The sequence below is a fragment of the Huijunlia imazamoxiresistens genome, from assembly GCF_037132455.1.
GTDB lineage: Bacteria > Bacteroidota > Bacteroidia > Chitinophagales > Chitinophagaceae > Flavisolibacter > Flavisolibacter imazamoxiresistens.
In genome coordinates, this window is sequence record NZ_JBBBEI010000016.1 from 1 (window position 1) to 13,502 (window position 13,502).

A 13,502-nucleotide genomic window follows, 5' to 3' on the forward strand; every position below is an offset into this window, starting at 1 on the left:
GCTGGCCTTCCTCTTCATCTGGAAATTCATGCCCGAGACCAAGGGGCGCTCCCTCGAACAAATCCAACAAGAATTAGAAATCCATTAAAAAGACCCATAACCCAACAAAACAAATCAACGATGCTTCATAAAAAAACAAATAACCTCCTGGTCCTGGCCCTGCTCGCCCTCTCCTTCGGCGGCTCGGTGCAGGCGCAAACGGCCCATTCTTCCTTTATCGTAAAAGAACCCCACCGCCCGGAGATCCATTTTACCCCTCCGTCCAAATGGATGAACGATCCCAACGGCATGGTGTATCATAACGGTACCTACCACCTGTTTTACCAGCATTACCCCGACAGCACCGTCTGGGGTCCCATGCACTGGGGCCATGCCACCAGCAAGGACCTGGTGCGCTGGGAGCACCAGCCCATCGCCCTCTACCCGGACAGCCTCGGTTACATCTTCTCCGGCAGCGCCGTAGCGGATCCGCACAACACCACCGGCTTTGGCAAAAACGGAAAAACACCCCTGGTGGCCATCTTCACCCACCACAACCTCAAAGGCGAACAGCAGGGACGGACGGACTACCAGAACCAAAGCCTGGCCTACAGCCTCGACGACGGGAAGACCTGGACCAAATATGCCGGCAACCCGGTGCTCAAAAATCCCGGCATCGTGGACTTCCGCGATCCCAAGGTCATGTGGTATGAAAGAGGCAAAAAATGGATCATGACCTTGGCCACCAAAGATCGCATCACCTTCTACTCCTCGCCCAACCTCAAAGAATGGACGAAAGAAAGCGAGTTTGGGCAGAACCTCGGCGCCCATGGCGGCGTGTGGGAGTGCCCCGACCTGTTCCCGCTGGAGCATAAGGGCAAAAATGTATGGGTGTTGCTCGTCAGCCTCAATCCCGGTGGCCCCAACGGCGGCTCCGCCACCCAGTACTTCCTGGGCGACTTTGACGGCACCACCTTTACCCCGCAAAGCACCGACACCAAATGGCTCGATTACGGCCCGGATGATTATGCGGGCATCACCTGGTCCCAAACCGGCAACCGTAAAATTTTCCTGGGCTGGATGAGCAACTGGTCGTATGCCCAGGTAGTGCCGTCTGCCTCCTGGCGTGGCGGCGCTACCCTTCCCCGCGAGCTTCAGCTGCGGGGTGAAGGCAAAAACCTGTACGTATCCTCTGTACCGGTAAAGGAGCTGGAGCGCCTCACAACGACCCCATTTACCCTGCAGCAGCTGTCCCTCGCCAACGGCTTCGACCTGTCGGCCAAGGTGGGCAAGGCGGAAGGACCGTTTCGACTGGACCTGAACCTCCAAAAAGCCGCCGGCTTTTCAGTAGTCTTATCCAATGACCTGGGCGAGGAAGTCGTGATCGGTTATGACCCACAGCACCACCACTACTTTATTGACCGCAGCCGGTCGGGGAAGGTGGATTTTCACCAAGAATTTGCCGCCCGCCACACGGCGCCCCGGCAGGCCACGGGCAGCGCCCTGGACCTGACCCTGGTGGTGGATGCCAGCTCGGTGGAACTGTTCGCCGACGGTGGCCTGAGCGTGATGACGGCGCTTTTCTACCCCCGCCAGCCCTTTCACCAGCTTACCCTGCGCTCCGCCGACGGTGCCGAAGTGAAGAAGCTCACCTACAGTCCATTAAAGCCCGCACGGTAACAAAAGGCCGCCCCGGCAAGACCGGGGCGGGCTTTTCCTTCCTTTCTTTTAGCTTTGAAGGGTGGAAGATTTTATACAGTTTTTGAACCGCAAGGCGGAAGAGTACAATACGGCCGACTTTATCCGGACCGACCCCATCTCCATTCCCCACCTCTTTACCCGCCAGCAGGATATCGAGATCGCCGGCTTCTTCGCTTCCATCTTTGCCTGGGGCAACCGCACCCTGATCATCAACAAATGCAAAGAGCTGCTGCAGCGCATGGACTATGCCCCCTACGACTTCGTTCGCCACCACGGTCCCCGCGAATTACAGGGTTTGCTGGGCTTCAAGCACCGTACCTTCAACGAAACCGACCTGCTGTACTTTGTGGAGTTTTTCCACCATCATTATGCGCAGCATCAAAGCCTCGAAGAGGCTTTTACCCGCGGCCTGGATGCCGGCGACGATACCGTGGCCGGCGCGCTGAACGGGTTTTACCGCTATTTTTTCAGCCTGCCCGATGCGCCCGCCCGTACCCGCAAGCATATTGCCGCCCCGGAAAAAGGCTCTACCTGCAAGCGGCTCAACATGTATTTGCGCTGGATGGTGCGCGCCGACAACTGCGGCGTCGACTTCGGCCTGTGGAAAAGAATCTCCCCGGCACAGCTGGTCTGCCCCATTGATGTGCATGTGGCCCGGGTGGCCCGCCGCTTCAACCTGCTGCAGCGCACCCCCACCGACTGGCAGGCGGCCCTGGAGCTGACCCGTAACCTGAAGAAGTTTGACCCTGCCGACCCGGTGAAGTACGATTTTGCCCTGTTTGGCCTGGGGGTTGTAGAAAAATATTGAGCGAATTACACGAATTTCACGGACGGAAAGAATTTTGGGGTTTGCCTTATGAAAAGAGATAACGACTTTTATTACTTCCTGGCCTTTATTACGTTTTATGGCATCATGCTGATCTGGTACCTGTACTACGTTTCCAATTACGAGGAAATGATGGTGCCCACTTACACGGAGCGCGGCTTTACCGATTACACCTCGGTGACCTTCCTGTTCAAGGTGGTTCTTGCTTTTCCCCTGGGCATTATCAACTGGCTGAAGGATGCGCCGCTGAACCCGGTTTTCTACCTTTTTGGCTGTATCTTTTATTCGTTCCTGCTGTACCGCATTTACTACCGCAAGGTCGATAAGCTGCTGTGGTTCATGCTCATGCTGAACGTACTGGCCGCTATCTTTTTTATATCCTTCCTCCAGGAAAACCCCCTAATTATTCAAGGGCTTCCGATTTGATAAAACAGGCAAGAGGCAATAAAAACAAACCCTAACCGTGAACCAATGAACGTAACAGTTATGGAACTTCCCGAAAAATACGAAGCCTCGTTCCACAACCTGCTGCGGCAGGTGAACCCCAACGATAGTGCCCGGTTTGCCGAACTGAAGGAACAGCTGGCCGGCATCATCAACTTCCTGATCGAGCACCATTTCGAGCGCCTGGTGCACCTGCTCTATACCATCGACGTGGACGAGCGGCAGCTGAAGGAGGCCCTGCTGCACCACCAAAACCGGGACGCGGCAGAGGTGATGGCCGAACTGGTGCTGCAGCGCCAACTGCAAAAGGTGGTGGCCCGCGGCAGCTTCTATAGCGACCCGGGCAATATTCCGGAAGAAGAGCGCTGGTAGCTTTTGATGAGTCAATGCCGTAAGTTTGCAGCATGAGCATAGTGGAAGTGACCACCAAAAGGCAGCAGCAGGATTTTTTAGCCCTCCCCCATACTATTTATAAAAACGACCCCAACTGGATCTGCCCGCTGGAAGCCGAGATCTCCGCAATTTTCAACCCGCAGCAAAACAGCTTTTTCAGCCACGGCACCTGTACCCGCTGGGTGCTGTACCAGGAAAATCGCTGTATCGGCCGCATCGCCGCCTTCATCAATTTTAAAAAAGCCGAAAAGGAAAGCGCCGGCGGCGCCGGTTTTTTCGAATGCATCGACAACCAGGAGGCCGCCAACCTGCTGTTCGACACCGCCAGAGCCTGGCTGCAGCAGCAGGGCGTGCAGGCCATGGACGCCCCGGTCAATTTCGGCGAGAACGACAAGTACTGGGGCCTGCTGGTCGACGGCTTCAAGCCGCCCAGCCTGGGCATGAACTACAACCCGCCTTATTACATCGGCCTGTTCGAAAATTACGGCTTCCGAAAAAATTACGACCAGTTCACCAATTTCCTCGATGCCACCACGCCCATGCCCGAACGCTTTACCCGCATTTCGGACTGGATCATGCAAAAGCCCCAATATTCCTTCAAACATTTTAACAGAAAGGAATTCGACCGCTTTGCCCGCGACTTCCAGGAGATCTACAACGACGCCTGGATCGACTTCGACCACTTCACGCCCATCGACATGGGCAGCATCAAAGACTCGTTTCGCCAAATGGAAGCCATCATGGACGAAAAGATCATCTGGTTTGCCTACCACGACAACGAGCCCATCGCCTTTGTCCTCTGCCTGCCCGACGTGAACCAGCTGCTGAAGCACGTAAACGGAAAGCTGGATCTCTGGGGCAAGCTCAAATTCCTGTGGTACAAGAAAACCACCACCATGGACCGCCTGCGCATCATCATCATGGGCTGCAAGCAGAAGTTCCGCAACCACGGCGTGGAATCAGCGCTGATCCGCTGCCTGCAAAACGAAGTGCTGCCCCGCAAAACCATCAAAGGCGTGGAGCTGGCCTGGGTAGGCGACTACAACGAAAAGATGATGTCCATCCACAAAGCCACCGGCGCCGTTAAAGACAAAGTGCACCGGACCTACCGGATTGAGTTCCGGTAGGTAGTTTATAAGTTTACGAGTTTACGAGTTGTTTCCGTGCAGGGCAGAACTCGTAAACTTGTAAACTACCCCTCCGGGGTCGGGCATCATTTTTTCCGCAGGTCACAAAAAGGAAGTTATGAAAAGAGATGGCGCCTGCATCAGCCTGTGGCAACAAGCTATGCCCGAGTTTACCCCCAGGGAGTACCAATCGGAAAAGAAATCATTTGACGTGATCATTGTCGGTGGCGGCATTACCGGCATCACTACAGGGTTGTTGCTGCAAAAGGCCGGGAAGTCGTGCCTCGTGGCCGAGGCCCACAACCTCTGCTTTGGCACCACCGGCGGCACCACCGCCCACCTCAATACGCTGATGGACACGCCCTACAACACCGTCGAAAAAGATTTCGGACTGTCGGGCTCCCGCCTGCTGGCAGTGGCCGTCCGCGAGGCCCTGGACCTGGTGAAGCAGCAGGTGGCCGACTACCAGATCGATTGCGGCTACGAAGAAAAAGACGGCTATTTGTACTCCCAAAATGCTCAGCAGACCGGCGAGTTGGAAGCGATACTGGAGGCTACGAGGCGGGCCGGCGTCGATGCGGAATTCACCGGCAGCATCCCGGTGCCCCTTCCTTTCGAAAAAGCCATTGTTATCCGCAACCAGGCGCAGTTCCACCCCTCCCGCTATGTGTATGCCCTGGCCCGGCAGTTTGAGGAAAGCGGGGGCGTGCTGCTGCAACATTGCCCTGTCATCAATTTGGAGGAAGGCGAGGAGCTGACGGTACATACGGGCCGCGGCGCCTTTACTGCCCGCCAGCTGATCTATGCCACCCATATACCGCCCGGCATCAACCTGCTGCATTTCCGCTGCGCCCCCTACCGCAGCTATGCCCTGGCGGCTACGTTGAAAGAAGGCGCTTATCCCGATGGGTTGGCCTACGATATGTACGACCCCTACCATTATTACCGCACCCAGGACATCGACGGTAAAAAATACCTGGTAGCGGGCGGCGACGACCATAAGACCGGCCACGAGGAAAATACCGAAGCCCCGTTCACATCGCTGGAGGCGCATGTTCGCCACTATTTCCCCGTGGAGGAAATCGTTTCGAAATGGTCGTCGCAGTATTTTGAGCCCACCGATGGCCTTCCCTATATCGGCCACCTGCCCGGCCATTCCGAAAACGTGTACGTGGCTACCGGCTATGGCGGTAATGGCATCACCTACAGCCATGTGGCGGCGCTGTTGCTGACCGGCCTGCTCACCACCGGCGACAGTCCCTATAAAGAATTATTCGCCCCCGGCCGGGTAAAACCGGTTGCCGGCTTCAGCAGCTTTATCAAGGAGGCCGCCGATGTGGTCAAGGAGTTTTTCGGCAAAAGGCTGTCGCAGGAAGAGCTGCATGCGTTTGCCGACCTGGCGCCCGGCGAAGGCCGTGTGGTCAAGTACGACGGGGAATCGATCGCCCTGTATAAAGAGGAGAACGGGCGGCTGCATGCCGTCAACCCGGTTTGCACCCATGCCAAATGCCTGGTGGACTGGAATCGCGCGGAAAAAAGCTGGGACTGCCCCTGCCACGGCTCCCGCTTCTCCCCCGACGGCGAAGTGCTGACCGGCCCCGCAAGACAAGGTTTGGAGAAGATTGATTTGGGGGGAGCGAGTGAGTAGTTTACGAGTTTACGGGTTTACAAGTTGCTGGCGCCCGTATGGAACTCGTAAACCCGTAAACCCGTAAACTTCTTAGTCTCTCGCCCGCTCATACTGTTCCGGCCACGGCAGTTGGACGCCCAGTTCTTTGGCGGCGCGGAGCGGGAAGTAGGGGTCGCGGAGCAGCTGGCGGGCAAACAGGATAAGGTCGGCCTGCCCGTCGGCCAGGATCATTTCGGCTTGTTTGGGCGTGGTGATCAGTCCGACCGCGCCGGTCATCATGCCGGTTTCCTTTTTAATTTTTTCGGCGAAAGGCACCTGGTAGAGCGGTCCCACCGGGATCTTCACCCGGGGGACGTTGCCCCCGGTGGAGCAGTCGATCAGGTCCACTCCCTGGGCTTTCAGTTCGCGGGCCAGGCGTACCGAATCCGCTTCGGTCCAGCCACCTTCGGTCCAGTCCGTGGCGGAAATACGGACGAAGATGGGGAGGTCCGGTGCCGCCTCCTGTACCGCCGCCGTTACTTCCTGCAGCAGGCGGATGCGGTTTTCGAAGGAGCCGCCGTATTCGTCTTCGCGGGAATTGCTTAGGGGCGAGAGGAACTCGTGCAGCAGGTAGCCGTGGGCCGCGTGGACCTCCAGCACCTGGAAGCCGGCTGCCACGGCCCGGTGGGCGGCTGCCCGGAAGTCTTCGGTGATCTTTTTGATGCCGTCTTTCGAAAGGGCCTGCGGGGGCGGGTCGCCTTCCTTGAAGGGCAGGGCGCTGGGGGCTACGGTGGTCCAGCCTCCGGCTTCGGCGGGCAGCAGGGCGCCGCCTTCCCAGGGTGCCTGGTGGCTGGCCTTGCGGCCGGCATGGGCCAGCTGGATGCCGGCTACCGAGCCCTGGCTGTTGATGAAGGCCGTGATCCGTTTCAGGTTATCGATCTGTTCGTTTTTCCACAGGCCCAGGTCGCCCGGGCTGATGCGGCCTTCCGGTGATACCGCCGTAGCCTCAACCAGTACCAGGCCGGCACCGCCGGAGGCCCTGCTGCCCAGGTGCACCAGGTGCCAGTCGTTGGCAAAGCCATCGGTGGCCGAGTACTGGCACATGGGCGAAACAACGATCCTGTTTTTCAGCACAACCTTTTTTAAGGTCAGGGGTTGGAACAGTAGACTCATTTCTTTAAAATTCTGTGTCCGGAGCAGGTTGCAAATAGCTCACCATAATCCGGGGATGATAGATATTTCGGATGTCGGATTTCGGATGTCGGAACCCTTGATTGTTGGATGTGTCTTTCCCTTGAGGGCACTGCCGAAAACCGAAGGATAATTTAGCTCTTTGATTTTAAATTAGGAAGACTTTCCTGAAAAGAGGGCCCTGTCAGCAGTCAAGGTTCCGAAATCCGAAATCTGAAATTCGAAATCCCTAGGGGTTTTCGCGTTTGGCGGCGGAGTCGGCGCCGGGCGGGCGCTGGCCCTGGAAGCCTCCGGGCTGACCACCGGGTTGACCTTCCCGGGGAGCGCGCTGCTCGCCTACCTGCGGCTTATGGGCCACGTGCGCCGAGCCGTGGTGGCAGGAGTAGCAGGTGACCTCCAGGCGGCTGTCGAGGCGCTCGGGGTGCTTGATGTTGAATGATTTCTTGTTGAGCTTATTGGTCATTTTCATCATTTCGCGGGCAATCTGCTTGTGCTCATTGTTGTCGCTGGCGAAGTCCATGGCTTTTTCCGCCTGGTTGAACACGTGGCAGAAGTTGCAGCGCACGCCCAGCGACTGGGAAAAATGCTTCATGACGCTGTCCATCTGTTGTTTGTTGGTGTTTTTGGGCAGCACCTTCAGGTTCTTATAGCGGACTTCTTCTTTGCTCAGGGCAAAGGACATCAGGAGAATGGCTCCGAAAAGCAGGGAAACGGTGAAAACGCTCTTCATGTGGTCGATTTTGGTCTAATTTAATTAAAGTTTAAACAATCGTTACATAAGTATTACATATGGGCGGAAAGGGTTTCCTATTTTTGCGCCGCAATGCATCCGCAGGCAGGAGGGCAGGGCAGAAGAAGTGCCCGGTTCCGGCCTGCCGCCCCAAAAAAATACAAAATGTCTGAAGCCTTAGCAACAAAAATAAACCTGACCCCGAAAGATTTCGCCACCGACCAGGAAGTACGCTGGTGCCCCGGCTGTGGTGACTACTCCATTCTGGCGCAGGTACAGAAGGTAATGCCCACCCTGGGCATTCCGCGGGAAAATATCGCCATTATTTCCGGCATTGGCTGCTCCTCGCGCTTCCCTTATTATATGAACACTTACGGCATGCACTCGATCCACGGCCGGGCCACGGCCATCGCCAGCGGCCTGAAGGCGGCCCGCCCCGAGCTGAGTGTATGGATTGTTTCCGGCGACGGCGACGGCCTGAGCATCGGCGGCAACCATACCATTCACCTGCTGCGCCGCAACTTCGACGTGAACCTGCTGCTGTTCAACAACCAGATCTACGGCCTTACCAAGGGCCAGTATTCGCCCACTTCCGAAGAGAACAAGGTGACCAAGTCCACGCCCTTCGGCAGTATCGACCACCCCTTCAACCCGGCGGCCCTGGCCCTGGGCGCCGACGCCACCTTCGTGGCCCGGAGCATGGACCGCGACCCCAAGCACCTGCAAAGCATGCTGCTGCGGGCCCACGCCCACAGGGGTGCTTCCTTCCTGGAGATCTACCAGAACTGTAACATCTTCAACGACGGCGCCTTCGAGGTATTTACCGAGAAAGGCAGCAAGGCCGAAGAGACCATCTTCCTGGAAAACGGCCAGCCCCTGGTCTTTGGCGCCAACAAGGATAAAGGCATCCGCCTCGACGGCTTCCGCCCGCAGGTGGTGAGCCTCAACGACGGCTTCAGCACCGCCGACCTGTGGGTGCACGACGAAAGCGATATATTCAAAGCGCAGATCCTGACCCGCATCTTCGACGATCCCCGCCAGGAAGGCCACCTGCCCCGTCCCTTCGGCGTGTTCTACCAGGTGGACCGCCCCTGCTACGAGGACATCATGCAGGAGCAGATCGAGGAAGCCAAGAAGCGGAAGACCGCCGACCTCGACAAGCTGCTGCGCGGCAACGAAGTTTGGAGCATCGCCTAATAAATTAGCACATAAATGAAAAAGCCCCGGTCGATCCGGGGCTTTTTCATTTATGTGCTAATGGTATCGCTTACTTCGTACTTTATTGTATTCTTTTGATTTCGGCGCCCAGTTGCTGCAGGCGGGTGTCGATGTATTGGTAGCCGCGGTCGATCTGGTCGATGTTCTGGATGGTGCTTTTGCCTTCGGCGCTGAGGGCGGCGATCAGCAGGGCCACGCCGGCGCGGATGTCGGGGCTGGTCATGGTGATGCCCCGCAGCGGGAACTTCCGCTCCAGGCCGATAACGGCGGCGCGGTGGGGGTCGCAGAGGATGATGCGGGCGCCCATCTCAATGAGCTTGTCCACGAAGAACAGGCGGCTTTCGAACATTTTCTGGTGGATCAGCACCGAGCCCTTGGCCTGGGTAGCCACTACCAGCAGGATGCTTAACAGGTCGGGGGTGAGTCCCGGCCAGGGATGGTCGTAGATGGTCAGGGAGCCGCCGTCGAGGAAGGTCTGGATCTCGTAAAGGTCCTGGGCCGGGATATGGATGTCGTCTTCGACGAAGTTCATTTTGATGCCCAGCTGCTGGAATTTCTCGGGGATGATGCCCAGGTTCTCGTGGCTGACGTTCTTGATGGTGATGTCGCTCTGGGTCATGGCGGCCAGGCCGATGAACGAGCCGATCTCGATCATATCGGGCAGCATGCGGTGGGCGGTGCCATTGAGCTTTTCCACGCCCTGGATGGTCAGCAGGTTGCTGCCCATGCCGCTGATGTTGGCGCCCATGTGGTTGAGCATTTTACACAGCTGCTGGATGTAGGGTTCGCAGGCGGCATTGTAGATGGTGGTAGTGCCTTCGGCCAAAACGGCGGCCATGATGATGTTGGCGGTGCCGGTCACCGAGGGTTCGTCCAGCAGCATATAGGTGCCCGTGAGCTGGGGCGCCTCCAGGTGGAAAAAGCCGTCTTCGGTATCGTAATTAAATTTAGCTCCCAGCTTTTCAAAGCTCAGGATATGGGTGTCCAGGCGCCGGCGGCCGATCTTGTCGCCCCCGGGCTTGGGGATAAAGGCTTTTTTAAAGCGGGCCAGCATGGGGCCGGCCAGCATCACGGAGCCGCGCAGGCGGCCGCTTTTCTTCTTGAAATCGTCGCTGCGCAGGTAGTCCACGTTCACGTCGTCGGCCTGGAAGATGCAGGTATCCCGTTGGGGACGTTCCACCTTCACGTTCATTTCCTGCAGCAGCTCGATCAGCAGGTTGACGTCCAATATATCCGGAATGTTGCTGATGGTCACCCGGTCGGCGGTGAGCAGGACGGCACTGATGATTTGTAAGGCCTCGTTCTTGGCGCCCTGCGGGATGATCTCGCCTTTCAGCTTCTTCCCGCCGATTACTTCAAATGATGACATATGGGATAGTTGATAAAGTTATTTCCGATACAAGCCGGAAAACTATGAATTGGAGGGTAAATAAAAAAAAAGTTGATTGAAAACTCAACCAACTTTTCTGCAAATGCGGTATAAAGGAATTATTTGAACCGTTTTTTGCCGCCATGGCGGTTGCGGTTGTCCTGCTGGCGGTTGTCCTGGCGGGGGCCGCCGCCGCTGCCACCACTGCCGCCGCGGTGCTGGAACTTGCCCCGGGGTTTGCCGCCGTAGCCGCCGCGTTGGTCGCGGGTTTCCTGCTGGGGACGGAAGGCCTTTACATAAGGCGTATTGGTAAATTCCAGTTGTCCCTGGGTGATGTTTGTCAGCTCGCTTTGGATGGCGTCGTCGTGCACCATATCCTTATGCCAGTTGTTGTAGGCCAGTTTCATGTAGTAGGCGATGGCGTTGGCGAAGCCCAGGCGCTTTTGCTGGTCGTCTTCGGCCAGTGCCTTGTTGATCACCAGCTCCAGGTTCTTGCCCAGGTGGGAGTATTTGGGATAGCGCTTCGGGTACGGCAGGGGCTTGGGCTTGCTTTTCAGGGTTTCCCGGGTAGGGATGGGGTAGGGCGATTGTACGTCCAGTTGGAAATCGGAAATGAGGAACAGGTGGTCCCACAGTTTATGGCGGAAATCTTCAACGTTTTTCAGGTGGGGGTTTAAAAAACCCATGAGTTCGATCACGGCCTGGGCGTTGGCCTGGCGGCGTTCCGGCTCCTCGATGGTCAGCAGGTGATCCACCATTTGTTGGATATGGCGCCCGTATTCGCGCATGATCAGGTGGTTTCTCGTTGTATTGTATTGCATTATAATTTGTTGCTGTGCTGATGAAGTAAATAAGTTTGCAGATTCAATTCTTTATCCGCGGGCACCGTGGGCCCTGGCTGTTTCTAACCGGCTGAGAGTAAGCAGGCGGCGTCTGAAAACGCTAAAGTAACCTTTGGACACCACAAAATAAAAAATTAGCGGCAAAAAGAGCGGGGAACCATCCTGTACCCTTAAAAAAAAAGCGGTTCTGCCGCTTAAATGAAGAAAGGGGCCCCGAACCAAGGCCCCTTTTACAAGCCACCATCCTCTTCCACCTAAGAGGTCGTTTATAGTAAGTTGTAAGGTTAAGGGTGAAGATGCTTCTTCAGAATATTCTTCAAATAGGGTGCCATTCAGGAAAAAAGGGCCTTTTGGGTTTTCTTCCGGGGCGCTTTTCCTTTTTGTTGAAATATTACAACAACAGGAAAGAATTTGCAGAAAAATGTAACCAATCGGCCGAAAGGCCGCGGAAACGAAAGCGGAATGGCTTGTTTTCGAATGTTCCCCTGCCCGGAACCGGGGATCGGTTACCTTTGACGGCTATGGTTATAGCCGTGAACACCTGCAGCTTTTCCCATCGTTTGTCGGACGAAGGCGTTTATTTCCTGGCAAAGGTACTCCCCCTCTGGGCGGAGCGGTTTCCGCAGCACCGGTTCTATATAATATATAATAATGAAGAGGTGGTGCAGGGGTTGCCCGCAGGCGTCACTCCCGTCTTTCTCGACAGCAAGGGGCTCCTGCCCCTGCGTTACCGGCTTTCCCGGCTGCTGAAGAAGATCGGGGCCGGCAGCCTGCTGTCGCTGACCGGCTATTGCCTGTCGCGTACGAAAATGAGGCAATGCCTGGTGGCGGAGCCGTCTTTGGGGCCCGCCGGGAACGACAAAAAGGAAGGCTGGCGCCGCCACCGGCGGCGGGCGGCCTGCCTGCGCCGGGCCGCCCGCGTAGTGGTCTTTTCGGAATACCGGAAAGCCCGCCTGTCCGCGGCTTTCGGCGTGCCTGCCGGAAAGATCAGGGTAGTGCCCCGGGTGCCGCGGGAAGACTACCGGCCCCTCGACTACGACCGGGCCGCCGCCGTCAAGGAGGCCCATACCGGGGGGCGCGAATACTTCCTGTACCGGGGCTCCCTGGATCCCCAGGCGCAGCTGGTGCCGCTGCTGAAGGCCTTTTCGCTGTTCAAAAAGCGGCAGAAGACCGGCATGAAGCTGCTGCTGGTGGAGCAACCGGGCCTCCAAACCGGCGCGGCGGCCGAACTGCTGCATACCTACAAGTACCGCGAGGACGTGGTGTTGCTGGAAGGAGCGGCGGCCCGGGCAAAGGAAGCCCACCTGGTGGGGGCCGCCTATGCCTTTATTTCGCTGGCGGAGGAGGACGAAGGCGCCCTGGAGGCCGTACATTGCGGCCTGCCGGTGCTGCTGCCTGCCGGCGCCCTGGCGCAGGAGTGGCTGCAGGAGGCGGGCCTGTACTTCGATGCCGCCAGCACGGCCGACCTGGCCGATAAGATGATGCAGGTGTACCGCGATGAAACCCTGCGGGACCGGATGATCGCTGCGGGCAGCGAAAAGCTGCGGCCGTTCACCTGGCAGCAGACCGCCGACCTGCTATGGGAAGCGGTTGCCGGAGCGGAAAACGGATGAAACAATTACCTTCGCCGTTCAATTTTAAAATGATGAAGTCGAGTATAACCATTGATGTAGAGCTGAACGACAGCCGGGTACCCGAAAATATCGAGTGGAAGGCTACCGAAAGTACAGCCGATAACCCCCAGAAGGCAAAGGCCATGATGCTGGCATTCTGGGACGGGGCCGAAAAAACCTCCCTGCGCATTGACCTGTGGACACAGAAAATGATGGTGGACGAAATGGCCGATTTTTACTACCAGACCCTGATGAGCATGGCCGACACCTACGGACGGGCCACCAAGCAAAGCGAGCTGGTAAACGATATGAAAGCCTTCGCCAAAGGGTTTTATGAAAAATTCCAGCAGATCCAGCTGAAGGAAAATAAAGCCGGCTAAGCCGGGGAATTGGTTAATTGGGGATTAGGCAGGTATCCGTATATCCAGGGCCGGTCCAGGAAACCACATACTACAAACGA

13 protein-coding genes are annotated in these 13,502 nt (G+C 56.9%); 9 read left to right on the forward strand and 4 right to left on the reverse strand.

The annotated features are described in order from the left end of the window. The first annotated feature begins 120 nt into the window (after positions 1 to 120). From V9K67_RS17995 to V9K67_RS18020, 6 genes are all read left to right on the forward strand, one after another. Entirely contained in the window at positions 121 to 1,659 is a 1,539-nt protein-coding gene (locus V9K67_RS17995) for a glycoside hydrolase family 32 protein (protein WP_336724814.1), read from the forward strand. A gap of 61 nt (positions 1,660 to 1,720) precedes the next feature. Next, positions 1,721 to 2,488, forward strand: coding sequence for a TIGR02757 family protein (locus V9K67_RS18000; protein WP_336724815.1), 768 nt, complete (start codon positions 1,721 to 1,723; stop codon positions 2,486 to 2,488). A 48-nt stretch (positions 2,489 to 2,536) separates the two neighbouring features. Further along, positions 2,537 to 2,932 (forward strand): hypothetical protein, encoded by a 396-nt coding sequence (locus V9K67_RS18005; RefSeq protein WP_336724816.1) that lies wholly within the window; start codon positions 2,537 to 2,539, stop codon positions 2,930 to 2,932. Between the two features lie 45 nt (positions 2,933 to 2,977). After that, positions 2,978 to 3,322: a hypothetical protein gene (locus tag V9K67_RS18010; protein WP_336724818.1), complete on the forward strand. Its 345-nt coding sequence runs from the start codon at positions 2,978 to 2,980 to the stop codon at positions 3,320 to 3,322. Between the two features lie 32 nt (positions 3,323 to 3,354). Beyond that, entirely contained in the window at positions 3,355 to 4,470 is a 1,116-nt protein-coding gene (locus V9K67_RS18015) for a GNAT family N-acetyltransferase (protein WP_336724820.1), read from the forward strand. 118 nt (positions 4,471 to 4,588) lie between these two features. After that, positions 4,589 to 6,118: an FAD-dependent oxidoreductase gene (locus tag V9K67_RS18020; RefSeq protein ID WP_336724821.1), complete on the forward strand. Its 1,530-nt coding sequence runs from the start codon at positions 4,589 to 4,591 to the stop codon at positions 6,116 to 6,118. 72 nt (positions 6,119 to 6,190) lie between these two features. Here V9K67_RS18020 and V9K67_RS18025 read toward each other — a convergent pair whose 3' ends face one another. After that, complete coding sequence (locus V9K67_RS18025; protein WP_336724823.1) at positions 6,191 to 7,252, reverse strand: NADH:flavin oxidoreductase/NADH oxidase; 1,062 nt, start codon at positions 7,250 to 7,252, stop codon at positions 6,191 to 6,193. Between the two features lie 247 nt (positions 7,253 to 7,499). Beyond that, complete coding sequence (locus tag V9K67_RS18030) at positions 7,500 to 8,000, reverse strand: c-type cytochrome (protein WP_336724825.1); 501 nt, start codon at positions 7,998 to 8,000, stop codon at positions 7,500 to 7,502. A 165-nt stretch (positions 8,001 to 8,165) separates the two neighbouring features. On the opposite strand from V9K67_RS18030, the gene V9K67_RS18035 reads away from it, so the two are divergent. Then, complete coding sequence (locus V9K67_RS18035) at positions 8,166 to 9,197, forward strand: 2-oxoacid:ferredoxin oxidoreductase subunit beta (RefSeq protein ID WP_336724827.1); 1,032 nt, start codon at positions 8,166 to 8,168, stop codon at positions 9,195 to 9,197. Positions 9,198 to 9,279: 82 nt separating this feature from the next. On the opposite strand, the gene murA is transcribed toward V9K67_RS18035, so the two are convergent. Then, the gene (murA, locus tag V9K67_RS18040; RefSeq protein WP_336724829.1) at positions 9,280 to 10,587 is read right to left on the reverse strand and encodes a UDP-N-acetylglucosamine 1-carboxyvinyltransferase; all 1,308 of its coding nucleotides are present in this window, start codon (positions 10,585 to 10,587) and stop codon (positions 9,280 to 9,282) included. Between the two features lie 119 nt (positions 10,588 to 10,706). After that, a complete protein-coding gene (locus tag V9K67_RS18045) occupies positions 10,707 to 11,408 on the reverse strand; it encodes a DUF4290 domain-containing protein (RefSeq protein WP_336724831.1) in 702 nt (233 codons plus the stop codon). Between the two features lie 542 nt (positions 11,409 to 11,950). Here V9K67_RS18045 and V9K67_RS18050 point away from each other — a divergent pair. Beyond that, on the forward strand, positions 11,951 to 13,042 hold the full coding sequence (locus tag V9K67_RS18050) for a glycosyltransferase (protein WP_336724833.1): 1,092 nt from the start codon (positions 11,951 to 11,953) through the stop codon (positions 13,040 to 13,042). A 32-nt stretch (positions 13,043 to 13,074) separates the two neighbouring features. Further along, a complete protein-coding gene (gene gldC, locus V9K67_RS18055; RefSeq protein ID WP_336724835.1) occupies positions 13,075 to 13,422 on the forward strand; it encodes a gliding motility protein GldC in 348 nt (115 codons plus the stop codon). The last annotated feature ends 80 nt before the right edge of the window (positions 13,423 to 13,502 follow it).